The sequence below is a fragment of the Aureimonas ureilytica DSM 18598 = NBRC 106430 genome, from assembly GCF_000382705.1.
Classification (GTDB): Bacteria; Pseudomonadota; Alphaproteobacteria; order Rhizobiales; family Rhizobiaceae; genus Aureimonas; species Aureimonas ureilytica.
Genome location: NZ_ARQE01000014.1, coordinates 1 through 23124, shown reverse-complemented (window position 1 = coordinate 23124; position 23124 = coordinate 1). Strand labels below are relative to the sequence as shown.

At 61.5% G+C, this 23124-nt stretch carries 26 protein-coding genes and 3 pseudogenes; 18 read left to right on the top strand and 11 right to left on the bottom strand.

Annotated features, from left to right (window positions below):
- Window positions 1-30: 30 nt before the first annotated feature.
- The gene (locus B146_RS0121395) at window positions 31-2436 is read left to right on the top strand and encodes a hypothetical protein (RefSeq protein WP_019998531.1); all 2406 of its coding nucleotides are present in this window, start codon (window positions 31-33) and stop codon (window positions 2434-2436) included.
- 386 nt (window positions 2437-2822) lie between these two features.
- On the opposite strand, the pseudogene B146_RS28575 reads toward B146_RS0121395, so the two are convergent.
- Window positions 2823-3575: pseudogene (locus B146_RS28575) on the bottom strand (IS5 family transposase).
- 533 nt (window positions 3576-4108) lie between these two features.
- Here B146_RS28575 and B146_RS28570 point away from each other — a divergent pair.
- The 3 genes from B146_RS28570 to B146_RS0121375 all read left to right on the top strand — a co-directional run bounded on the left by B146_RS28570 (window position 4109) and on the right by B146_RS0121375 (window position 5443).
- The gene (locus B146_RS28570) at window positions 4109-4567 is read left to right on the top strand and encodes a helix-turn-helix domain-containing protein (RefSeq protein ID WP_081631072.1); all 459 of its coding nucleotides are present in this window, start codon (window positions 4109-4111) and stop codon (window positions 4565-4567) included.
- Window positions 4568-4713: 146 nt separating this feature from the next.
- Complete coding sequence (locus tag B146_RS30305) at window positions 4714-5151, top strand: hypothetical protein (protein WP_081631081.1); 438 nt, start codon at window positions 4714-4716, stop codon at window positions 5149-5151.
- A 19-nt stretch (window positions 5152-5170) separates the two neighbouring features.
- Window positions 5171-5443 (top strand): hypothetical protein, encoded by a 273-nt coding sequence (locus B146_RS0121375; RefSeq protein ID WP_019998527.1) that lies wholly within the window; start codon window positions 5171-5173, stop codon window positions 5441-5443.
- Here the strand turns inward: B146_RS0121375 and B146_RS0121370 are convergent.
- The 3 genes from B146_RS0121370 to B146_RS28010 form a co-directional block, all read right to left on the bottom strand.
- Window positions 5430-5891, bottom strand: a complete 462-nt coding sequence (locus B146_RS0121370; RefSeq protein WP_019998526.1) for a hypothetical protein — start codon at window positions 5889-5891, stop codon at window positions 5430-5432. The genes B146_RS0121375 and B146_RS0121370 overlap by 14 nt on opposite strands.
- 6 nt (window positions 5892-5897) lie before the next feature.
- Window positions 5898-6500: a thermonuclease family protein gene (locus tag B146_RS0121365; RefSeq protein WP_019998525.1), complete on the bottom strand. Its 603-nt coding sequence runs from the start codon at window positions 6498-6500 to the stop codon at window positions 5898-5900.
- A gap of 88 nt (window positions 6501-6588) precedes the next feature.
- Window positions 6589-6987 carry a helix-turn-helix domain-containing protein gene (locus B146_RS28010; protein WP_155897631.1) on the bottom strand — a complete coding sequence of 133 codons (399 nt, stop codon included), beginning with the start codon at window positions 6985-6987 and terminating at the stop codon, window positions 6589-6591.
- A gap of 451 nt (window positions 6988-7438) precedes the next feature.
- Here B146_RS28010 and B146_RS0121355 point away from each other — a divergent pair, with 451 nt between their 5' ends.
- From B146_RS0121355 to B146_RS28005, 10 genes are all read left to right on the top strand, one after another.
- Complete coding sequence (locus B146_RS0121355; RefSeq protein ID WP_019998523.1) at window positions 7439-8344, top strand: ArdC family protein; 906 nt, start codon at window positions 7439-7441, stop codon at window positions 8342-8344.
- Window positions 8345-8412: 68 nt separating this feature from the next.
- Window positions 8413-8679, top strand: coding sequence for a hypothetical protein (locus B146_RS26945; RefSeq protein WP_019998522.1), 267 nt, complete (start codon window positions 8413-8415; stop codon window positions 8677-8679).
- A 72-nt stretch (window positions 8680-8751) separates the two neighbouring features.
- Complete coding sequence (locus tag B146_RS0121345) at window positions 8752-9426, top strand: hypothetical protein (RefSeq protein WP_019998521.1); 675 nt, start codon at window positions 8752-8754, stop codon at window positions 9424-9426.
- Window positions 9423-10046: a hypothetical protein gene (locus B146_RS0121340; RefSeq protein ID WP_019998520.1), complete on the top strand. Its 624-nt coding sequence runs from the start codon at window positions 9423-9425 to the stop codon at window positions 10044-10046. Before B146_RS0121345 ends, B146_RS0121340 begins: the two co-directional genes overlap by 4 nt.
- 11 nt (window positions 10047-10057) lie before the next feature.
- Window positions 10058-10843 (top strand): hypothetical protein, encoded by a 786-nt coding sequence (locus B146_RS0121335; RefSeq protein WP_019998519.1) that lies wholly within the window; start codon window positions 10058-10060, stop codon window positions 10841-10843.
- 74 nt (window positions 10844-10917) lie between these two features.
- Window positions 10918-11172, top strand: a complete 255-nt coding sequence (locus B146_RS26940) for a type II toxin-antitoxin system Phd/YefM family antitoxin (protein ID WP_040408862.1) — start codon at window positions 10918-10920, stop codon at window positions 11170-11172.
- Window positions 11126-13111: a hypothetical protein gene (locus tag B146_RS29595; protein ID WP_192843352.1), complete on the top strand. Its 1986-nt coding sequence runs from the start codon at window positions 11126-11128 to the stop codon at window positions 13109-13111. Before B146_RS26940 ends, B146_RS29595 begins: the two co-directional genes overlap by 47 nt.
- Before the next feature lie 81 nt (window positions 13112-13192).
- Window positions 13193-13630, top strand: coding sequence for a hypothetical protein (locus B146_RS0121320; protein ID WP_019998516.1), 438 nt, complete (start codon window positions 13193-13195; stop codon window positions 13628-13630).
- Window positions 13627-14460 (top strand): DUF7007 domain-containing protein, encoded by an 834-nt coding sequence (locus B146_RS26935; RefSeq protein ID WP_019998515.1) that lies wholly within the window; start codon window positions 13627-13629, stop codon window positions 14458-14460. Before B146_RS0121320 ends, B146_RS26935 begins: the two co-directional genes overlap by 4 nt.
- 204 nt (window positions 14461-14664) lie before the next feature.
- Window positions 14665-16728 carry a methyl-accepting chemotaxis protein gene (locus tag B146_RS28005; protein WP_019998514.1) on the top strand — a complete coding sequence of 688 codons (2064 nt, stop codon included), beginning with the start codon at window positions 14665-14667 and terminating at the stop codon, window positions 16726-16728.
- A 27-nt stretch (window positions 16729-16755) separates the two neighbouring features.
- Here the strand turns inward: B146_RS28005 and B146_RS29170 are convergent, their stop codons facing one another.
- Window positions 16756-16941 (bottom strand): hypothetical protein, encoded by a 186-nt coding sequence (locus B146_RS29170; RefSeq protein ID WP_026358835.1) that lies wholly within the window; start codon window positions 16939-16941, stop codon window positions 16756-16758.
- A 234-nt stretch (window positions 16942-17175) separates the two neighbouring features.
- Between B146_RS29170 and B146_RS0121300 the strand changes: the two genes are divergently transcribed.
- Together B146_RS0121300 and B146_RS30300 are read left to right on the top strand one after the other, a co-directional pair.
- Complete coding sequence (locus B146_RS0121300) at window positions 17176-17634, top strand: LexA family protein (RefSeq protein ID WP_244498264.1); 459 nt, start codon at window positions 17176-17178, stop codon at window positions 17632-17634.
- A gap of 6 nt (window positions 17635-17640) precedes the next feature.
- Window positions 17641-17754, top strand: a pseudogene (locus tag B146_RS30300) (Y-family DNA polymerase); the annotation flags it as partial.
- 125 nt (window positions 17755-17879) lie between these two features.
- Here the strand turns inward: B146_RS30300 and B146_RS26925 are convergent.
- Window positions 17880-18767 carry a LysR substrate-binding domain-containing protein gene (locus B146_RS26925; protein ID WP_019998511.1) on the bottom strand — a complete coding sequence of 296 codons (888 nt, stop codon included), beginning with the start codon at window positions 18765-18767 and terminating at the stop codon, window positions 17880-17882.
- 68 nt (window positions 18768-18835) lie between these two features.
- Between B146_RS26925 and B146_RS0121285 the strand changes: the two genes are divergently transcribed.
- Window positions 18836-19825, top strand: a complete 990-nt coding sequence (locus B146_RS0121285) for an EamA family transporter (RefSeq protein ID WP_019998510.1) — start codon at window positions 18836-18838, stop codon at window positions 19823-19825.
- Window positions 19826-19892: 67 nt separating this feature from the next.
- Here the strand turns inward: B146_RS0121285 and B146_RS0121280 are convergent, their stop codons facing one another.
- From B146_RS0121280 to B146_RS26920, 5 genes and pseudogenes are all read right to left on the bottom strand, one after another.
- The gene (locus B146_RS0121280; protein ID WP_019998509.1) at window positions 19893-20399 is read right to left on the bottom strand and encodes a hypothetical protein; all 507 of its coding nucleotides are present in this window, start codon (window positions 20397-20399) and stop codon (window positions 19893-19895) included.
- Window positions 20400-20619: 220 nt separating this feature from the next.
- A complete protein-coding gene (locus B146_RS0121275; protein ID WP_019998508.1) occupies window positions 20620-21231 on the bottom strand; it encodes a LysE family translocator in 612 nt (203 codons plus the stop codon).
- Window positions 21228-21905 (bottom strand): B3/B4 domain-containing protein, encoded by a 678-nt coding sequence (locus tag B146_RS0121270; RefSeq protein ID WP_019998507.1) that lies wholly within the window; start codon window positions 21903-21905, stop codon window positions 21228-21230. The genes B146_RS0121275 and B146_RS0121270 overlap by 4 nt, the downstream gene beginning before the upstream one ends.
- Window positions 21906-22001: 96 nt before the next feature.
- Window positions 22002-22190: pseudogene (locus B146_RS29965) on the bottom strand (helix-turn-helix domain-containing protein); the annotation flags it as partial.
- Between the two features lie 15 nt (window positions 22191-22205).
- Window positions 22206-22814 (bottom strand): AraC family ligand binding domain-containing protein, encoded by a 609-nt coding sequence (locus B146_RS26920; RefSeq protein WP_019998506.1) that lies wholly within the window; start codon window positions 22812-22814, stop codon window positions 22206-22208.
- Between the two features lie 95 nt (window positions 22815-22909).
- Here B146_RS26920 and B146_RS0121260 point away from each other — a divergent pair.
- On the top strand, window positions 22910-23124 hold a 215-nt coding region (locus B146_RS0121260), incomplete at its 3' end, for a helix-turn-helix domain-containing protein (RefSeq protein WP_244877430.1).

Genomic DNA, 23124 nt, shown 5'->3' with positions numbered 1-23124 from the left:
GAACCTAACTCAGCAGGATTGCCTAGACTTATGACACTGAAGCAGGACCTCTCGAAGGCAAAGACAGAGGAGGACGTCAAGGACGCCTACGTCAAAGCAATAGGACTAAAGAGCTACAATAAAACCCTTGTCGACATCCGTACCGACGAGGTTTGGTTTGAGGCGAAGGGCTCCCCAACAGCGCCAGTGACAATGTTCGCCCAGCTGTTGTTCTACGTCCGCAGCGCTCGCAAGCTGGGCGAGCAGATACCTCCCTTTCTCTGTGTCATTGATACAGAGAAGGCGGCAGTCATGGAAACGGCGAAGGCACTGCCAATCCTCGACGACAAGCTTATCAAATGGCCAAAGTCGGGATCGAAGATTGACAAGTCTCTGGCGGTGCAGATCGCACCATACATTGAGACCCACTTCGTCGTATACCAGCTCGATCATTACGAGAAGGACTTTATCGCTGCTATCCGGCAAGCTATCAGCGCCGGAAAAATCATCCGAACACCCATCACACCGGACAACCTGCGACAGGTTTTCGACAAGTGGATCTCGATGATTGGCGAGGAGCTGGATGGCGTCTCGCGGGTGGACTACGCGCTGCTTTTCTTCGCCGACATCATGCACGATGGCACCAAATCAGCCATGAAAGACCTTCCAGCCAAGCTGCTCCATGATGGCGACAAGCCAGTCTTCGTCCTGAACGGGACCACTTACGAGCTCAACAGCCTGCGCGGCTATCGGAACTTCTGGGCGATCTATCACAGACCTCCCGAAGAGGAGTACAGACACTATCTACTCGAGCGCAGGGACAGCCTACTTCCTATCATAGAGCGGGAATTCAAGGGCGCCTATTATACACCACTGCATGTCGTAGATAAGGCGTATGCCGAGCTAACCGACGTCCTCGGCAAGAATTGGCAGAAGCGTTATATCGTATGGGACATGTGTTGCGGCGTCGGCAATCTCGAAGTTAAGCACTCAAATTATCGCAACGTCTTCATGTCGACGATCGATCAGGCCGATATTGACCTCATGCGGGCTTCTCAGACATGCGTCGGCGCGACGATATTTCAATACGATTACCTAAATGACGACGTGAACGAGTTCGGCAACATCGACTATTCCCTTTCGGGAAAGTTGCCGATCACACTGCGGACCGCGATTGCCGATGCACGGATGAAGAAGAAGGGCGCCAAGAAAGTCTTGGTACTGATTAATCCACCATATGCCGAGGCGACCAGCTCTGAGAACGCCGTTAGCCGAGGCATAGACCGTAGCAAAAAGCACGTCGCTAGGTCGAGGTTCGCGGTGGCCGGAATGGAAGGTTATGGCAAGGCAAGCAACGAGTTGTTCACGCAATTCCTTGCTCGCGTTCATAAGGAAATTCCTGTCGCCACCGTCGCCACATTCGGAACACTCAAGTACATAAACTCCCAAGCTTTTGAAGATTTTCGAACGGTTTGGCTAGCGAAGTATCTTGGCGGCTTTGTCGTTCATAGTCGCGCCTTTGACGGCCTAAAGGGTGACTTCCCGATTGGGTTTTTGATCTGGGACACCTCGAAGCCGGAGAGAATAGACGAGGTGGAGGTCGATGTTCTAGACAAGGATGCTGTCTACATCGGCGATAAGATTTTCACGAATATCGAGAACCATCTCCTCCTTTCGACATGGCCGGTTCGTCCACGTTCCAACAAAACGCCGGCAATCCCGCTCAAGGGTGCGGTAGAGCCTGCCACATCGACGGGGGATATCCGGGGTCGTGCCTGGGCCGACGGAGCGCTCGGCTGGTTCAATTGCGCCGGCAACGATCTCCAGCAGGCCGGGAAGTTGACTATGATCATGTCCTCGGGATTCGGAAGCGGACGTGGCTTCTTCATCACCGAAGCCAACATGTGGCAGGTCGCAGTCATGTTCGCCGTCCGCCGTTTGATCCGTCCGACTTGGCTCAACGACCGTGATCAGTTCCTACAGTCGAATCATCTGCTGAGCGATTCTTGGAAGGCCGACTGCCTTGTATGGACCTTATTCAACAGCAGTAACCTCTCCGCCGGCGCCGACAAGCTCAAGTACGGTGGGAAAGACTGGTCCCTGATCAACCATTTCATCCCCTTCACCGAGAAGCAGGTCGGACTGAAGACCGGACGATTCGAGTCTGATTTCATGTCGAAGTACATGAGCAAACTGAAGCTGACGCCAGAGGCAAAGCTGGTGATGGACGAGGGACTGAAGCTGTTCCGCCTCTTCCATGGGCAGAAGTTTGGTAAAAAGATCATTGACGAATTCAAGCTTGGGCGGCCGGATGCCGGCTGGTATCAGGTCAGGCGGTCGTTGATTGCCAACGAGGTAAACGAGGTGACGGACTTCGCCTCCTTCAACCAGGCCTATCTCGCTCTAACTCTAAAGCTACAGCCTCAGGTCTACAGCCTAGGTTTCCTGCCAGCTTAGTGAGGCGGTCAGGAAAATTTTAACCGTCGTAGTGCTCAATACGAGAGTTCATGAATAGAACGAACACCTTGCTGGCTGCGGTTGAGAAAGCCGATCGCAGGCCGCTCGTTGACACGCGAGATATCGCCAACGCGATCCGCTACATGAGTCGAAATAGTGGCGCCTGGCGAATACTTCCGCAAAGCATCCTTCACAGCATGTTCATCAATGGCATTCGATGCCGTCGGCCTCCTTTGCTGTATATAACCTAAGCGGGGAGATGGACGATATCATAATGGTCCGTTTTGAGGGTGCCTCTCCGAGACCGAGCGAGTTGTTATCTCCACATATGCGGAGGCCACGTTTGATGGGCAAACGGCAAAGAGATCACCTAGGGAGCGGGCTCATTACGCATTGATCCAGATGCGGACGGCTGCGAGCTTGATGGCGGCGAGGAAGTTGTCGGGCCGTCGGTCGTAGCGGGTAGCCAGACAGCTACTGCTTGAGGCGGTTGAAGAAGCGCTCGACGAGGTTGCGCTGGCGATAGACCCAGCGGCTGAAGGCGAAGGTGGCCTTGCGCATCGAGCGGGGCGGGATGTTCGCCCAGGCACCTCGCGCAGCCTTGAAGGACCGGATACCGTCCGTGTCGTAGGCCTTGTCTGCGATGACTGTCGCACCGGGCGCGACGGTGTCGAGCAACCTCGCCGCCATGGGCGCATCGCCAGCTTGCCCGGCGGTGAGTTCGAGACGCACGGGCCGGCCCTTGGCATCCACCAGGGCATGGATCTTGGTCGTTAGGCCGCCGCGTGAACGTCCCATGCAAGGATCGGCAGGCCCCGTTTTTTGCCCACGGCGCCGTGCTGATGGACGCGGACGCAGGAACTGTCGATCATCACGATGTCGCCGTCGTAGGCTCGGCTCACAGCCTCCAGCAGCCAATCCCAGACGCCGGCGGCGCGCCAGCGCGTGAAGCGGTTGTAGAACGTGGTGCGAGGGCCGTAGCGCTCAGGCACGTCCCGCCAGGACGACCCGGTCCGAAACCGCCACAGGATGCCGTTGATTACCCGCCGGTCGTCCACGCGATGCACGCCGCGGCTGTTCTTGGTCAATAGCGGTTCGATCACCGACCACTCCTGATCCGTCAATTCATGGCGACGCATGCCAACCTCCTTCTCAGGAGATTGAATCAGATCAACCCAAAACCGTGAACCCTGTTATGGGGACACTGCCTAGAACGGACCGATCCTGAACGTTCGCTGCGCTGGCGTGACGTCCGCTTTCGGGACGTCGAGAGTTTCGTCTGGTCGACAGGACTGGGCGCTTTGCTGCCGTGATGGCGCTGCAGGACGGCCCCACTCGTTGACAGCGGATATTTGTCGCAAAAACGGTCGTTTCAGAGACATTCTCACCCGTGGAGCGCTTCTAAATTAATCCGAACGCTGTTCAACAAATGTGCAGATGCAAAGTTGTAAGGTTCAGGTATCAAATTGAGAACGTTAAATTGATGTGACGCGTTCGAACCCCTGGAATGCCAGTGCATTGACGGTTCGTTTTGCAACTTCCGGTGCCACGGCGGATGGGCTACAGGAAAGAATTCGAGCTTAAATGAAGATCCGGATTAGGTATACAGCGTTCCAGGCCACTTAGGGTTTGAATAGATATAGAAGCTGAGTCGTGTGCAGGCGGAAATGTGATGGAGAGTAGTTTGAAAAACAAAAGACCAGACTTGGACCCGTACGATGTCATGTTCGGTGCAAATCTTCGTAATCTCAGAGTTCATCGCGGGATAAGCTTGACATCCCTTGGTGAAATGCTTGGAGTCAGCTATCAGCAAGTTCAAAAATATGAGACTGGGCGAAACAGAGCTTCCGTTTCGACGCTCGTTCGGATCACACAGTTTTTGGAAGTCGACGTATATAGTCTTTTGGCTGGAATTGACGGCATAAATGGGACAAAGAGGGCTGAAATAACGGACATGGAACACAAAATCAAGCGTCTTCAGGCGCAAGTTCCGCAGACGGCTCAGCAGCTCGCTTACTTGGTTGAGGCCTTGAACGATCTTCATCAAGACTTCAAAGGTCCGCAGAAGGCAAAAAAGGGAAGGGACGCCCCCTTCGGGCGCGCTCTAGGAGCATCGCTCCCCAGGCCCTGAGCGGTCCTGGCCCATTCGGGTGACGATCGCTGGCGCGGGTCCTCTACGAAACCCGATTTCTCGCTTGGCCGAGGAGTCCACCTTCCGCTAGACTCACGGTCGAACCCCCAGCGAACGACCGTTCGGTTCCAGCCTTGGATAGCCTCGTGCCGATTAAACCTGAGATGCGAGGCTTCTATCCCATTGACTGGCCGCAGCTTTCGGCCTCGATCCGCTTTCGCCGCGCCAATGGCCGTTGTGAACAATGCAGGCGTCCTCACAAGCAGCTCGTTTGCCAATTGACCGATGGCCGTTGGTACGATGGCGAGGCTCAGCGCTGGCGTGACGAGAAGGGGAGGGGGACCCGAACCAACCTTCCAGCTCCCAAGCATCTCCCGTCAAAGATCCCAGCCCGCTTCGTCTACGTTGTGATTGCGTGCGCTCATCTCGATCATGACGTGGCCAACAATGATGCCGCCAACCTCCGCGCGCTTTGTCAGCGCTGCCATCTCGCACACGACCGTCCTCGCCATCGCACCCAGCGATGGCTCACCTGGCGAGCGTCGAAAGCCATCGGCGACCTCTTTACCGGCCAATACCGCTGATCCAACCCAAGGATATCCCGTGCTCCAAGCCGATTACGAAAAGCTCCCGAACTTCGTCATCCCAGCGCATGTTTCGGATGCCAGCGAGCTGGTCGAAACATCTGTCGGACCCGTCAGGGTCTACCATTTTGACGATGGCAACATCGGCTTATGGTGGCATTTCCACGGCCGTCTGCATGATCGCATGATGCCGATCATCGAAGGCCGGTCGGAATGGAACACCGGCGCAAAGGCGTGGCATATTCCTGCGGAGAACGCCGCCGGCATTATCGGCGACATCAGGGCGCTTTGATCGTCCCTGTCGTCACGTCGGCTCGTCCGTCCTCGATTGAGCCGTCGCCGTCCTGTGCTGCCTCTTCGTCCACGCGGAAGAAGGTCCACTGCCCGGATTTGGGATCGATCACCTGGAGATCGCTGGGATCGGTATGCTTCTGCCAGACTAGCTCGGCCTCGCCTGCCGCCCATTTGGCCCCGGCTTCATCGAAGCTCGTCGCTCGCACCCGGAAGGTGCGTTTCATCACCGTATCGATGCGAAGCTCGAACTCGCGCTCGCTCCGATCCTCTTCGGCAACCTGGCGAGCCCGAACCGCATGGATCCACATCCAGGCGTCTTCCTCACTCTCGTGAAGGCGAGAGTGATGTGCGAGCGTCGCCGGAAAGAGCGACCGCACGCCATCCAGGCTGCTCTCGATCGTGAACGTCTCGCCGTTCCCAGCGTCAATTTCAAAGGCGCGCTGCATCCCGGCTCACCGCTTGGCCGGGCGCCATCCGGCCGCCTCTGCTTCCGCGGCCGTGCAGAACCAACGCTCGCCGGCAGCCTCGTCGATCTGCGTTTTGGCGTAGTTCTGCTGACCCGGCGAGTGATAGATCCGGTTCGATCCTGAGATGTTGCCCTTGATGGCGCATCCCTCCGGCTGACCAGACGCGACACGCTCGCTCGCGAGCCGATCGCCGCTGTTGCGCCACTTCGACGGCTCGATGAACTGGCCCGCCCATAGCCCGCGTTTGGCCGCCTTCGCCTCAGCCTCTTCCCGATCGTAGCGGCCGTCGCTGTACTGGCGGTACTCGATCGCCCAGCCCGCCTTCACCATCGCGGCGTTCAAGACGACGTTCTGCGGCGTCGAGCACTCTGCCACGATCCGACCATAGCGGTCGCGGTCTTCCTCGAAGCACGTCACCCGACCCGAGCGGCCGATGAGATCGGCCAGATATTGCGCGGCCTGGCCACCGCAGAGATAGCGCTTGCCACCGGCATCGTCGCAGGTCTGGCTGCTCTCCGGCGCGTCCACGCCATAAAGGCGAATGCGAGCCTTCGAGCCCTCGATGGCGAGCGTGTCGCCATCGACCACTGTTGCCCGCCCTTCGATCCTGCTCCCTTGGGCCTGAGCACCAATCGATCCGAACAAAGCCCAGCCGATAGCGAGCGAGAGAAGAACCCTAGGGATTGTTGCCAATGCGTTTGACCTTCGAAACCAGCTTTTCGAGGATCTCTGCCAAATCCGGGTCCAGGCCATCAAGCTGCCTGAGAATTTTATGGCCCTGAAGGCCGACTTCAGGCAGCTTCTGCTTCGTCCTGGGATCCACCAGCCCCGAGAAGAAGTGGCCGGGATGGACCTCCAGGATGGAGGCGATCCGGAACATCATCGACCCCGAAACGCGGTTCGCTCCGGACTCGTATTTTTGAAGCTGCTGCTGACTGATGATCCCGAGCCGCTCGCTCAACGTCTCGAGCTTCATATTGCGAGCCAATCGGGTGTCGCGAATGCGCTGCCCGATGTGGATGTCCAGCGGATCATACCCACCTTGTTTCGGCTTGTTCACCGACGATTCCAGCACAATCCCGAAGTCCCCCGATGACAATCTTATCGTATCCGTGAGTTGGCAACATCCCAATTGGTCGCGGTCTTAGCACGTCTCGCTGGAATGGTCCTCGCGTAATCTAAAGACAAATGAGCGTAAAACGCAATCGCTCGGAACGCTGTCATGATCAAGTATGGTGCCCGACCCAGAGCACACGATTATGTTGCCTTAGCACACACCACGGTTGAGGCTTGTTACATCAAGCCACACACAAAACCAATGGGCGCGTGGGTTTTGCCCCTGAGATTTTAGTGCTCGATGTTGGCTTGGGTTGTACATCGAATTAACCGTGATGGCCTGAGAATTGCGACGGTTGTAATCCTGCCTGCCTGTCTGCGCGACAGAGGGAAAGTCAGGGAAAGCCCGGTGACGGGCTTTGAGTGAGAGAGAGGCACAGCGCCTCCCGGCCCGTCAAAGGATCTTCGACATGGACCGCGCCTCGATCTACGACACCGTGACCGCCAAGATCATTCGCGACCTCGAAAGCGGCATTCTGCCCTGGACCAAACCCTGGAAGTCGGGAGTTGGTAAGGCAGGGTTCTCCTTCCCGGCCAACGCCACCACCGGCAACACCTATTCCGGCATCAACGTCCTGCTTCTGTGGCTGCACGGCTCGGAACAGGGCTTCCCCACGCAGCGCTGGCTCACCTTCCCGCAAGCGGTTGAGGCCGGCGGCCATGTGCGCCGGGGCGAGAAGGGCACGCAGATCGTGCGCGCCGGCACCTACACGCCCAAGGGTGAGAAGGTGCGCGCCGCCGAGGAAGGCCGCGATGCATCCGTCGTGCCGTTCTTGAAGGCCTACACGGTCTTCAACGTCGCGCAGTGCGATGGGCTGGACGCGGCTATCACCGGCATCGAGGCGCCCGACATCGACCCCGATCGCGACCTGCCGCGCGTCGAGGCCGCCGATCGCACCATCGCCGCCACCGGCGTTCGCTTCATCAATCACCCAGACAAGGCGTTCTATCGTCCCGCCGACGACGTGATCGCGATCCCGCTGATGGCGGCTTATACCGACCCCATCAACTGGTACAGGACAGCTTTCCATGAGCTCGGTCATTCGACGGGCGCTAAGCACCGTTTGAACCGCGAGTTCGACCGGTTCGGCACCGAGAAATACGCGCGCGAGGAGCTCGTGGCCGAGATCGCGGCGGCCTACCTTTGCGCTGCCCACAACATCGTGCCCACAGTGCGCCATGCCGACTATATCGGCAACTGGCTGGAGGTGCTGCGTGGCGACAGCAAGGCGATTTTCCAGGCCGCTTCATTGGCAACCAAAGCGTCCGACTGGATACTCGACCGGGCTGCAAAGCCCGAGGCGCTGGCAGCGTGAGGAAGTCAGTTGGACGAGACGCTCCAGCGCCGATCGGCGCTGGATCTGGAGGGTGCGGTGAGGACGCAATGAGCGAGCGACGCAAGCCTGACATTCACGCCCTGTTCGGTGCGGAGAACCTGCCGGCGATCGACGCCGGCATCGCCAGTATGGTCACGCATCCCGCCACAAGCGACTGGCTCCGGCAGGCTCTACTGGACGCCGTGCGGCGCGATCCGGTGGACGCGCTGAAGGACGCCGAGTTGCTGCGGGAGCTAATGGAGCTGCGGCTGAATGCCTGCCTGCTGGCTTATGGCCACGCCGAGTTCAGAAACGACGATCTCGAACCCAAGTGAGAGGAAGGGGAGCCCGTTCGACGGGCTGATAGGAGGAGAGCGAGGCTTTCCCGGCTCGTCGGGAGCGACCCGATGGTTGGATTTGCCGAGCGCTACGCCGAGACCTTCCCGCGCGAAGGCGGCGCCCTTCATTCGCAGTGGACGAGCTTTGCCTTCCAGCTCGCCCATGCGCTGACGACCTTGACCGGTCAGGGCTGGGAACCGGACCATCCCGAGGAGGCCCATTCCGCCAGCCACTATGCCAGCTACAGCCTGGTCCGGTCCGACGGCTTCCGCCTTCGCATCTCCAAGCATGGCAGCCAGGGCGTCGCCAGCATGGACACGCCCCGCCCGCGCAGCCATGTCGTTCTCGACCGCAGCGCGCCGCTGCCCTTCCGCAAGCGGCCTGCCTTGCACGCCTTCGATCAGTCCAAGCCGGTTGCCGACATCGCGGCCGAGATCCTGGCGCAGGTCGTTGCGCGGGCGGAGCCTGACTTCCAGCGCCAGCTCGACATGCAAAACCGGCGTGCCGAGACGGCCGATCGTCTCGCCAAGGCCAGCGCCGCACTGGCCGAAGTCGCCGGCCCCTGCGTGTCCGACCCACGCGACAACGATGGTCGGTCCCATCTTCTCCAGGACGGCGCGGTGTTCGGGCGCATCCGGCTCAGCCGCGGCGGCTCGTCCTCGCTTGAGCTGAACGGGCTCGACCATGAGACCGTGATCGCCATCGCCGCCCTCATCAAGAGCCGCCAGGAGGCCGCCGCATGAGCGCCGGCGCCCTGCTTAAATGGGACCTGCCCCTGCTCGACAGGGTTCTGACCCGGCAGCCGGTCAAGCGAGCCAAGCGCTCCTCGCGCCTGGTCCTCATTAGCTGTTCGGCCACCAAGCGCCCGGATGGCGCCAGGATGCCGGCGATCGAGCGCTACGACGGCCCGCTCTGGCAGACGCTGCGCACCGCCGATCCAAACGGAACCCTTGCCCAGGTCGCCTTCCTGTCCGCGCATTACGGATTCCGATCTGCGTCGACGCCGATCGCCGACTACGATGCGCGGCTGACTCGTGATCTGGCCGACGCTATGATCGCCGGTGGGATGACGACCCGCTGGCCGCGCCCGCGCCTCGCTTCCATGCCCGACACCGTGGGCGCCCATCCCGGCGTCGAGATCGCCGGTCTCTATCATGCCGCCGGCGAGCCGCTGCGCGACATCGCCTTGGTCGGCGGCGCCCTCTATCTCGAGGTGATGCGCGCCTTCCTCGTTGGCTTCCGCGAGATGGGCTGCATCGCAGCCGATGCGACCGTCACCGAGATCAACGGTCCGATCGGCTTCATGCGCCGCGATCTTCGCCGCTGGCTCCACTCCGATCCGACCCGTCCCCAAACGCGATAGGAGGCTCACCCGTGCGCTTCAAACGCTGGCCCCGCGTCGAGGGCTATACCGAGACCCCGCGCAAGCGAGCGGCCTTCGTGCGCTCGCAGCGCCAGAAGTGCGAGAAGCTGCCGCTGTTCGCGGAGCTGATCCGCGAGACTCAGTACGACGTCGACACCGAGATGGCGCGCCGGCACGAGAGCTGGCCGCGCGCCCAGCAGCGGCGCCGCGACGAACGCGCCGCCAAATGGCGAGAGGCGCGCCGGCGCCTTTGGCAGCACGGCGACAATATGCGCCGGCTCCTGCGCGATCTCTGGCGGGAGTGTCCGTACCCGGCTGATCCCGTCTACCTCCTCGATCTGTTCCACCAGATCGATGTCGGCTGCATTGATCCCGAGCGCCCGCCCTGGCGCTTTCACCGCGCGATCACTCCGCGCGTTACGTTGAACCCGTCGACCTTCGACGAGGCGTTCCGGCAGATTGGTCGTGCCAAGGTCGGCGGGGGGCCGAAGACCCTCCCTGCTGACAAGTTCACCTTCTGCGGCAACATCGGATCGGGCCTGCTGTTCCTGACCTCGCAGGTCCGGCTCGTTGAGCCCAACGAGAGCTTCTACACCTCGTCCAACCATCGCCTTCGCGACAGCCATGTCGGGCGCAGCGGCCATTGGGTCGATATCCAGGTGTTGGGCAAGGCCAGCGATGAGGAGCTCGCGACCATTGAGCGCCTGGCGCAGATGGCCGACACTCGACCTGTGCGGGTCCGCCTGTCCGGCAATTGGGCGTGTAGTTCGATCGATGACATCGAGCGTGTTGCCTGAGAGATGCCAACAAGCCCTCTCCTACAAATCCATGAAACCCATGCTATATGGATATCATGGATCGGAGAACGACGATGCGAACATTCACCACCGCCGATTTGAACAAGCAGGTCGGGGAGGTCACGGAGGCCGCCATCAAGGCGCCCGTGTTCATCACCCGGCGCAGCAAGCCGAAGTTTGTCCTCATGAGCATCGACCACTACCAAGAGATCACCGGGCAGCCCGATCCACGACGTGCCTTTACGCTCGATACAATGCCCTCCGACATCGAGGTGGGTTTGCTTGCCGCTGCTGACGCCTTCGAACGCGAGCACGGCAATGACGACTGAGCCGCCGGAAACCGGCCTTGTCATCCGCTACAGCTTTCTTTGGCCGCGAGAGCATGATAGGGGCGAGCGAGATGGCCGCAAGGCACGGCCCGCCTGCCTCGTCGTTCCCTTGAACGTCGCCCCCCGCGCCGTCGTCCTGTTCCCGATTACGACCCAGCCGCCGGGAGCGGACCGCATTGCCATTGAGGTGCCCGAGACAGAGCGCCGGCGCCTACGTCTTCCCGGCCTTGAGCGGTGCTGGGTCATGCTGGATGAGGCCAACGCTGACATCATGCCGGGCTCACTCTATGTCGAACCTCTTTCCTACGATCCGGTCGTAACGAGCTATGGGCGGTTCTCGCCGCCGTTCACCCAGGACCTGTTCTCGTCCAGCGACGAGACGTTCCTCGACGACGTTGGCCTCCTCAATGACCTTGCCACGCAGCGGCTGGAAGACGCCGCCGCGCCCATGCGCGAGTTCTGGAAGTGGGTCGAGCCCGCCCACGAGGTATCCTACGAGACGATCAACGCCATGGGCCGGATCTATCCGGAGGCTGCCGACCTCCCGGACGAGGTGCAGGAGGAGTTCGACGCGATCACCGACCAGATCAACGCCTTCGAACACGCTGATGAGCTCAGCGACCTCGAGCAGGCCGAATGGGAGGGTTTGGAGACCCGCTACGCCGAGATCGAGGCAATGGCCGCGCCTGTGTTCGCGCCCGAACTCATGGCGCTTGCCGGCGTGTTCCTTTCGATCGGGCACCAGGGTGAGCTGAAGGTCGAGGCCGGCATGGTCCGCGGCGAGGACATGCAGGCTCTGGTCGATCTCAGCAAGGCGAAGGAGGCGGCGGCAATGGAAGCGCGCCAGGCCGAGCGCCTTGCGGCCATCGCGGCGGCCGCCGCTGAGGACGGGTCGGACGAGCCCGATACAGCCTCCGCCTACATCGACGTCGACGCCGAGCCTGAGAGGACCGTTCCCGCGCTGCGCTTCCAGGCCCCGCGCAGCTTCAAGCCGGCGTCCACCGACGATGAGGCCGAAGCCGGTCCCTCGATGTCCGGCGCGCTGGTCGCGGACCTTCGCGCCATCCGCCATCAGGTCTTCCAGGCCCACCTCGCCAGCGACTTCGAGGTGGCGTTCGATCTCACGCTCTTCTCGATGTGCCAGTCGGCCTTCAGCATCGGCTACAGCCGCAAGCCGATCGATCTCAGCATCACATCGGCGCAGACATATGGCTCCGAAGCCCACCGCACCGGCACCGTCTCCGAGACGATCCTTGCGGCGCTGAAGGCCAACCTCCGGCTGGAATGGATGGCGCTGCCCAAGGCCGAGAGCTTCAATGCCATGTGCGCGCTGACGCCAGCGGAGAAGCAGGCCCTGTTCACCTTTGCCGCTGCGCAGGGCGTTCAGCAGCAGCTTTCCACCGACAGCGATGCGATCCCGGCGATCGAGGCCGCAGGTGCGCGCATGGACATCGCGGTGGAAGAGAACTGGCGCCCGACGGCCGCCAACTACTTCGGCCGGGTCAAGAAGGCCATGCTGCTCGAGACCGCCTGCGAGACGATCGATGCGCAGTGGGCGCACGACCATTCCGGGGGCAAGAAGGCCGACTTCGCGAAGACGATGGAACTGGCCTTCGGACCGGATGGCCGCCAGCGCGTTGGCATTGCCGCCGACGCGGCCGATCGTACCACCGCCTGGCTGCCGGTCGGCATGGCCTTCGCCGGCAAGCACGAGGCAACCGTCACCGCTGCGCCGCTGATGGACGATGCAGCGTCAGTCGAACACGACGAGGGTGAGGCCGGCGCCGCCCTTCCGGCCTTCCTGACCGGCGGCGATGCCGAGGTGCCGGCCTTCCTCACGGCCTCCCAGGATGTCGAGGACGAGGTTCCCGAGACCCACGACTTCGTGGGCGTCGGATACGACCCGATGCAGTCCCACTACGCGATCGCGGCCGAATAACCCGATCCGCTTTCATCCCGATCCACGCGCCGCCGGCTGACCCCGGCGGCGTTTTTCGTTTCCGGCCCATTGAGGACCATTATGTCGCTTCACACCCTGATCGAATCCTCGCCGCTTGGCGCTACGCTTCTCGTCTCCAACGGCAAACCCCGGCCCCCGGAGCGCTTCAATCGCAAGCTCTCGGACTGGAACAGAGAGAACTATGTCGGAACGCTGGTCGCTACAGAGATGGCGCCGGGGCAACGTCCCGCCATTATGGTTCGCAAAGGCTCCCTGGAGGATAACGCACTTGTTATTTTCAGCGCCCGCTATCCTCTGGATACGTCCTTGCGTTTCGAGGTGAAGCGCCGCCCGACACCAGGCTCCGCGCGGGTCGTTCGCGCCAACCGGCGCGAACTCCTTCACCTGGCCGCCAACCACGCCGGGGCGGTGAAGTGGCTCGCCGACAACCTCATTAGCGACGCGGTGATCGAGATCGTCACCGAAGCGGAGAGCGACATCGCGGAGGACGCGGCATGAGCGCTCTCGTCGCCGCCTACGGCCGCACGGCCGACAACCTCGTTGCCGCGCGCTACGGCGATGATGCCTATGCCATGGTGCCCAAGCGCGGCGGCGGGTTCTTCGTCGCGATGGGCTGGCACCTTCAAGGCCACTTCTCCGACTGGAACCGCGACAACTTCTTCTCCCATTGCGGCGACGTGGCGGGCGAGGACGGGTTCAAAGCGCATGTCGAAGAGGCGCTTCGCCACAAGCGCGAGAAGGCCGCCCTTGGCCGCCAAAGCCAGTCCTTGCGTCATGAAACGCCCTGGGGCACGGCGCAGCACGCCGAGACCTACGGTGCCGGCATCGTCGCCTACTCGACCGCCGGCCACGGCGGCTTCCATGTCGCGCCGAAGGCCAACGCTCGCATCCATCCCGCCCTGCGCGCCACGGATGGCTGGTACGAGGAGGACCGCGCATGGGCGGCGATCGCGCTCGCGTTCGGTGAGCTGTTCACGACCATGGAACGCAAGTCGGCCCGAAAGACCATCCGCAACGCGCAGCCGGACGCCTACGAAGCCATCTTCACCACGACGCTCACGCCCGGCGAGTCCCATGCCAAGGATCGGCGTGCGTTCCAAGCCGCCAACGTGGCGAACTGGATCGTCGGTTCCGCCATCATCTTGGACGAGCGACCCGGCTTCACCGAGGTCGTTGCCAGCGTTGGCGATCAACACCAGGAGCGCCGGCGGTTTCTGATCCCGCGCGGCGAATATGAGGTCGGTCGCTTCGGCTTCGTAGTCGATCCCGCACGATACGAGGAACTGCCAGACGACGCGCCCAGCGCCTTCATTGGCTGGAGGAGGTGACGGAAAGGAGGAACCTTAGGCTCTCTCTTTTTTGTGTTCACAACTCGGGGCGATTATAGCACCCTAAAGATTGGCAGGCTTACTAACATCATATTTACCAAAATACTTTTCGTGGACCTGCGTCAGGTCCTGTTCGTAAGTTCCATTTAGATCTCATGCACATTTTTTGACTACCACAATCGGAGATTACCGAAGGATATCTCCATGCGCTTCAGCGTCACTGCCAAACTGCTGCTCGCCTCTAGCGCCGCTATCGCGCTCACGGTGGGAGTGACGACATCGGTTCTGGCCTGGCGGACCGCTTCTGAGGTCGAAACGACGATGCAGACGCGCGTGGATGCAGAGATGCAGCTTGCTGCGCGTACGGTTCTGGGAGACCTGACGCCAATCGCTGCAAGCGCGCAAGTTACTGCAAAGAGCTTGGGTGCACGACACGCTGCCGGCGAGCTCGAGCGAAGGAGTGTGATCGAAGAGGCGAGAATAGCACTGGAGACCTTCCCGATGGCGGTCGGGACCTGGTTCATCGAGTTGCCCGGTCATGCGTTCGACGGGCGAGCCAATCAGAACGATGCAGCTCTTGGTGCGAACGCCAACGGTGACTTTATGCCTGCCTGGAGCCGGGATGCCAGCGGGCAACTCGTCATGACACCTTATCCCCTCAGCTACGAAGATCCGATCTGGGAGCAGACTTACACCGACGGCAAGGCGTCCTTCACCGAACCCTCACTCGATACGCTGATTGCGGATCCCATCCTCTATGCCAGCACGCAGTTCCCGGTCATGTCGGGAACCCGCCAGATCGGTGTCAGCGGGATCGACATCGGTCTTGGTGAGATCAGCAACGCGCTCGCGCGAATGAAGCCGCTTGGGACGGGCCGGGTGATGCTTCTATCCGATGAGGGCCACTGGATTGCCCACCCTGACAAAAGCCTTTTGACGAAGCCCTACGGCTCCGTAGCGGGTGCGGAAGCCTTAGCTGCCGCCTTGGCCACGTCCCAGCCGCAGCGCATCGCTAATCTCGACGTTCCCGAACTTGGCCTCGTTGAACGCTCATTTGTCTCCCTCGACCTTCCCTATGCCGATGGTCACTGGGTCGTCGTTCTGGACGTTCCGATGGCGACGTTGTCCGCACCGGTCCGAGAGGAGATCAACTCGCTCGTGCTGAGTGGATTGGCAATACTGGTCGGAACGCTCATCCTATTGTGGCTTCTCGCTGACCGCCTGGTTCGACGCCCGATCGATCGGTCGTTGAAATTGGTGGAGAGCATCGGCTCAGGCGATCTGACACAGACGATCGAGGCTCGCTCGCGTGACGAGATCGGGGACCTGCAACGTGCCCTGGGTTCCATGTCGAGCCGCCTGCGTGAAATCGTGTCGGACGTCCGTTCGTCGGCGGACCAAGTGGCATCGGGATCGACTCAGTCTGCTGCGACCGCAGATCAACTGTCATCTGGTTCCACGGAGCAAGCAGCAGCCAGCGAGCAAGCCTCTGCAGCGGTTGAGGAAATGACGGCAAACGTCCGGCAGAACGCTGATAACGCCACCCAGACCGAGCGCATTGCGGTCTCCGCGTCGCTTAACGCAGAACGTTCCGGTCACGCCGTGGCGAAATCGGTGGACGCGATGGAGACGATCGCCGAGCGCATCGCCGTAGTGCGGGAGATCGCGCGCCAGACTGACTTGCTTGCACTGAATGCAGCGATCGAGGCAGCACGGGCCGGGCAGCATGGGAAGGGCTTTGCCGTAGTGGCGTCGGAGGTGCGGAAACTCGCCGAGCGCAGCCAGCAGGCGGCCAGTGAGATCGATACCCTATCACGCGAGACGCTTGGAGTTGCGCAGGAGGCTGGTGAGCTCCTGCGACAGCTGGTGCCCGACATCCAACGAACGTCTGATCTCGTATCTGAGATCTCGGCCGCCTGCCGCGAGCAGTCGGTGGGTATCGAGCAGATCAATCAGGCAATCGTTCAGCTCGATCAGGTGACGCAGGTCAACGCGAGTGCGGCCAACGAGATGTCGGCGACCGCTGCTCAGCTGTCGGAAGAGGCGGGACACCTCAGCGAGCGCGTGGCCTTCTTTCGGGTCACAGCTGGCACCAGCAGGTCGCAGATGGCAACGTCTGGCCGACTCGATCCAGTGTCACAGGACCGTGACGTCGTGCAGGCTGTAGGGCACGTCCGACCGGCAATACGAACGACAGTTCCACAGGAGCGTCATAAGGATGGCGTCGATCTCGATCTCGGTCAGGGCTTCGAGCGCATGAGCGCCTGAACTCACAGTCCCATCATCGATCGTAGTTCAGCGATGGGTTCGATCACACTCCTGCCTCGCGGCCAGGGTCTGGTCGAGCCTATTCAGCCGCTCTGCAAGAGCATGCGGAAGATCGTAAACGGGCTGCAAAAGTTCGACCCGGTGCATCACTTGTGCCGTCGCTCGCTGCAGGTCGCGGATATGCTTCTTCGCTGCTATCTGCGATTGCTGCATCGTCGTCCCAACTCCAACCGGCCCCCTGCCAGCTCGCAGGTTAGGACGCCATTCTTGTCGCAGCCTTTAGCTAGGCGAGAACCCGAGGTTGCAAGGTCTGCAAAATTTGTTGAACAAACGCCTTATCCACAGGGGCAACCCGCGGCTGGGGATAGCTTGCCCCGAGCGTTCTTGTTCTGATCTCCTTGGGTTGACGATTAGGAGTTACGTCCTCCTTATGGACCCGTATTGTTCATGGTCCGTACCCTCATGCCTGCCCTTTCGACCCTCATCCCTGTCAAAGTCGCAGACATCCCAGCGCGCGAGTATCGGGTGGCGCCGATCTGCGTGCCCGCCGGCTTCCCCTCGCCTGCAGGCGACGATCTTGAAGACAGCATCGACCCGATCGCCTGGATCGTGCGGCGCGAGAGTTCGACCTTCTGGTGGAAGGTCTCCGGCAATTCGCTGGTCAACGAGGGCATTCTGGATGGCGACCTGATCGCCATCGACCGCGCCAGCAAGAAGCGCCTCGGCCGGGTCATGCTGGCCGTCGTGGACGGCCAGATCACCTTGAAGAAGCTCGCCCGCCGCGACGGGCTCTACTTCCTCGATCCCGCCTCGCCGGACTCGTCCTATCGGCCGATCCGGGTGACGGAAGACACTGAAATTTGGGGCATCCTCGCCGGCGTCGTGCGCCGGCTGCCAATCGACTGACCGGCCATGGCCATCCCGATCGCCCTGATCGACTGCAACAACTTCTACGTCTCGTGCGAGCGCGTGTTTGACCTTCGCCTGCGCGGCGTGCCCGTTATCGTGCTCAGCAACAACGATGGCTTCTGTAATCGGGCCTTCGCCGTCAAGCGCAAACCCATGCTACGTCTGCCGATAGGCATTTCGGGTGGAAAGCTTCCGGTCAGCTTTAGGCAAGATGTGGGGCAATAGCTGCCGTTGGGCGCGGACTACGCGGCGGTGGCCATCCCGTTCGACATCCACCGCAGCAGCGCGTTCAGGACGGCCTTCGTGGCAGGTTGTTCGTCGGATCGAGCGTAGAGCCCGTAGGGAACGGCAAGCGGCTTTAGCGGGGAGAGCGCCTCGGGAAGCGGACGCATCTTGGATCGATGGACACTCTGCGCAGGCAGCACGGTCGCGCCGAGACCGTTCTCGACGGCAGTTTGCACGGCCGGGATGCTCCGGCTTGTGAAGGCGATCCGCCACGGTTGGCCGATGGTGTCGAGCGCCTGAATCATTCGACGTCGCCATGCGCAGGGTTCGGGGAAGACCAGGAGATCGAGCGGTTCGCCTTCGGCTGGAGCGTAGCCGAACCCACATACCCACTCGAGATCGATGGTCCACGTCGAGGCAGGCACGGCCTCGTCGGTCGGCATAAGGGACGGAACCCCGATCATCACGTCCAAAGCGCCGTCGCGCCAGAGCATCCCGTTCCGCGTCGTGTCATCGACCACCACGTCCAGCCGCACCTGTGGATGCTTCAGTCGAACGTGTCCCACAACGCTGGACAGGGCTTGGGGTATGATCTCCTCCGGCAGACCGATGCGCACGACCCCTTGGACTTCGGAAGTTCCCTGGAGGCGGATCATTGCCTCGTCGCCGAGCGAGAGCATGCGCGTTGCGTAGCCCAGGAACACCTCGCCGTCCGGGGTGGCGACGACGCCCCGTCCCGTGCGCTTCAGCAAGGTGACACCCAGCAGAGCCTCAAGGCGCCGCATCTGCGTGCTGAGGGTCGGCTGGCTGCGGCAAATGACTGCGGCTGCTCGCGTCAGACTGCCCTGGCGAACGACCGCGACGTAAGAGCGAAGGAGATCGAGATCGATGGCGGCAGGTATCATGATCGGCCATATCTGACTGGAGCGATATCGACCTACCGTAATAGGTATCAGCGTGCCAGCGTTCGATCATGTATCAGCGTGCAAGCCAGTCCTCGTCGTCCCTCACACAACCCCAAACGCAGGCCGAGGTTCTGACCGCAGATGAAAGGGCGACTGGACGCGCGACATCAACGGTCTCGCGCTCGCTGAAAGGTATCCTGCTTGTCCTCCTGTCCGCCTGTGCTATCGCAACAGTGCAGACCTTCGCGCGTCTGGCGTTCGACGCCGGGAGCAACACGCTAACCGTGGTCACTGTGCGCGCCACGATCGGCGCCGCGATCATCGCGCTGTTCATGGTCGGTACGTCCGCAGACTTCCGAATGAAGCGGAGCGCGCTCCTGCTCTGCCTTCTGATCGGAGGCGCTTATGGCGCCATGTCCTTCGGCTTCATCGGCTCGGTGGCCTATGTCCCGGTGGCGGTGGCGGTCCTCGTGTTCTTTACCCACCCGGTGCTGATCGCCGTTGCCGCACATGTTCTGGGACGGGAGCGCCTGACCCGACGCCGCCTCGTGCTGGCATTGGCGGCTCTCGTCGGGATCGCCATCACGCTCGGTCAGGGCATGGGCGAGATCGACCTGCGCGGCGTCATGCTCGCGGCGCTCGCCTCCGCCGCCATCACCGTGATCATCCTCTTGGGCGACCGGGTGATGCGATCGGGCGTCGGCAGCGTCTCCATGAACTTCGCAATGACGGTGCCCGTCGCAGCGCTGGCTGTCCTCGTCACGACGATCGCGGGGGCTTGGGCATTCCCGTCGACCCTTCTGGGCTGGGTCGGGCTCGTCGGGGCGGGCGTCGGCACTGCGGTCGGGATGCTGGCTTTCTTCGCGGCCTTCGATTTGATCGGCCCCGTGCGGGCGACGATGCTCAGCAACACCGAGCCCCTTCTAGGGATCGTCGTGGCCGCGATCGTCCTTGGGGAGCATCTTCAGACGTATCAGTGGGGCGGAGTGCTTCTGGTCGTTGCCGCGCTGGTCATGTTCGAGGCGGCAGGAGGTCGAAGGGTGAAGCCAAGACGCTGATCTCTTCCGATGCTTCTCTGACCTCCCCGTAATGCTATGAAATGTAGGTTTGCGGCAGGGTGTCCAATCATCCCGCCGCTGCTTTCGAGCGCCGGGTGCCAAGCTCGGCAATCACCAGAGTGATGATACCCTCCGGGGAGGCGTCCGGACGGCTAGCCTTGATCTGCTGGTAGAGCTTATGGATACCGGCTGGGTCGGCGAGAATATCCTGCCTGATCAATGCCCCTGCGGCCAAATGCTGATCGAACGCAGCCCGCACTGAGTCTGGAAACGTAGCGTTCTCTAGCAGCCAGCCGTCCTTCTCGTAAATCTTGTCGTAGGCTTCCGTGACATAGTCCAAGATTGCCCGTACGGTCGCGTCCTGCTCCTCCGAGATCGTCGTCACCGCGTTGAAAATGGCCGAACTGACCGACTTGGCTGCCGAAGTGCTGGAGACGTTGGCTCCTGCGGCAATCTGAGCGACGGAAGGTGCTGCCTGGTCTGTCGATGATGTCGAGTTCAACCCCACAGTTGGCGGAACATTGATCGCCTTCAGAAGGGTGGAGGCTGTCGAGAGACTTTGGAGGGCCACCATGGGTCGATCCGTAAGGGAGACGCGCTATGCGTCGCGAGAATGAGCTTGATTTTGCTGAATAGTAGTTGAAAAATCCTGATTGGTAGCCAAGGCGTCGAGACCTTTTCTTCAGTGATTTAAAGTGCGCAGGCGGTTCCGCTTGCAGGATTGTGCCGCAAAGACATCCCCGATCTGAGGGCCGCTCAAGAGATCCATCCCATCGAAGTAGGGATGTTTGCCCCTACCGATTGGTTGCGGCGAGTTGCAGCGCCAGAAGACCGAACGCCGTGGCGAAGCTGCGTTGCATCCAGCGTTGCACCCTCAAACTCGTCAGGACGTATCGGCGCAGGGTCGATGCGAAGACGCCATATGTGGCAAACACGGCGAACGTCATCGCCATGAACACCAGACTGAGCAGCAGCATCCGGGCGATCGGTGCCGGCTCGTCGGCTCCGACGAACTGGGGCAGGAAGGCGAGGAAGAAGATCGAGAGCTTGGGGTTCAGGAGGTTGATGAGGATGGCTTTCCCGATCACCTGCCTTGCATCCAGCATGGCCCCATCTTGATCGATACCCAACGCTCCTTTGGCTCGCAGCATCGACCATGCCATGAAGAGGAGGTAGGCGACGCCCGCGAACTTGAGCGCCTGGAAAGCCATATCGCTCGTATGGAACAGAGCCGCCACGCCGCTGATGGCGGCAACCATGTGCGGGACGATCCCGAGGGTGCAGCCGCAGGCCGCGACGAGGCTCGCCTTGGCGCCGCCGGACAGACCTGCTGCGAGCGTATAGATCGCTCCGGTGCCGGGAGATGCCACCACGATGAACGTCGTCAGAAGGAACTCCCAGCTCATGCCGCGTCCTGGTCCTCGACCGATGCCGTCGGCCAAACGGACTGGACGGCTTCACAGAGGGCGGAAACTAGGCGTGTCACATCCGCTTGCGCATCAGAATGGAGAGCTTCCGCGACGATGAGGGCGTTTGTTGTGGTTGGCCCGACGGCCGAGATCGCGCTCTGACGGTTGGTCCATCGTCGCGCATGGGCTCGCCCCGCATCGTCGGCGAAGATGATCTCTCTTGGCTCGGGTGTCTCGGTCGTCCCAGAGAAGGTGTCGTAGCGCTCGTCACCTCGTGCGGGGCGAACGGTCAACCGGCCCTCGACCTTCTCGATGTCGAACACCGCGATCGGAGTGGCGAAGGCCACCGAAATCGCGTTGCAGAGATCGACCAACGGATGGAGGGACGGCAGGGTCCCCTCCTTGCGAAGACGCCGCAGAAGGGCTTCGGATGCGCAGCGGTACTGGGTCGGCTTGAGACCCATGAAGGAGAAAGCGCGTCGCCACGCTTGGACCTCGGGAAAGTCGCCTTCGTTCTGATGCGCCAAGCGCTCGAGGGCGCGATCGATGTAAGGACGTGCGACGACAGAGGCATCCGGCGCGGACGAGATGCCGGCGATCTGGACGACGCCGCACGCGAGCGACGGGAAAGCGGTTTGGACGGCTCTAGCATAGGTGAAGGGTAGGAGCATTCTGGCGGGTCCGGATGAGATCGGTGCACCAGATGTGAAACGACCAGCCAGTTCGGTCTTGAACGAAATTGCGCCCGCTGCCGAAAGCCGTTTGTGTCAGCTTCGAGCCCGGGCATAGGCTCCTGGTGTCATGCCGTAGCTTCGCGCGAACAGTCGCGTCATGTGGCTTTGGTCGGCAAACCCCGCTTCGGCCGAAGCGTGTGCGAGCGACATCTCGCGACGGAGCAGGCGACGGACGAGCTGAAGGCGGCGCTGCACGATGTAGGCATGAGGTGTCATCCCCGTTTGGGCGGCGAAACCTCATATCAGATGGAATCGCCCGACGTCGGCGATCGATGCCAGAGATGCAAGGCTGTGCGGTGTAGTCGGATCGTCGTCGATAGCCTGCTGGGCACGCCGAAGGCCGATCGGCGTACTGTTTCCTTGGAGAGACCCCGCTCCACGGACCGCGAGGCGGTTCACGAGGAGGATAAGCGTCTCCATCATCGCATCCTGCTCCTGCCCTCGCACCAGGGATCGAAACGCCTTGCGAAACAGTGAAGCGGCTGCTGGATCGGTTCGAACGGGGTGCGCAAGCTCAAGGCCCGCGCTGCGTTCATCGCTCAGATCGAGGGCGATCTCGCCGATGCGCTCTGGATCGAAGTAAAGCATCGCCCAGGTGCGGACTTGGCCGCCGATGGGGGCTCCATCGTGGACTTCGCCGGGATTGACCGTGATGATGTCGCCCCGCACGGCTTCCACCGGTCCGCGTCCGCTCGCGGAGCGTTGCGCACCGGACAGAACGACGCCGATCCCGAACTGGTCGTGAAAGTGCCGGGCGAACGTCCGCGTCGTTCGAGCAAACATGGGCTCGATGCCCGACGCGGCGCTCGGAAGAGGACGAATGACTGTTTGGGATGAGCTCGGCATGAGCCGACGCTAGAGCGTTTTCCCTCCGGGTAGAGTCTTAGCGTCATTCATGATTCCCTCTGTCGATCGGAAGGGAGGCAAGGATGGCAAGAGCTTTGTCGATCGATCTTCGGCATCGGGTTTTGCGGGCGATGCGCGAGGGCGCCTCGACCCATGTAGCGGCTGAGCGGTTTGGGATCGCGATTGCCACGGCGGTGCGCTGGCGCTCGCAGGATCGGGCGGGGCGGAGCGATCCGCTGCCGATGGGCGGGGACAGGCGCTCGGGCCGCATCGAGGCGGAGGCCGAGTTCCTGCAAAGTCTGGTCGACGG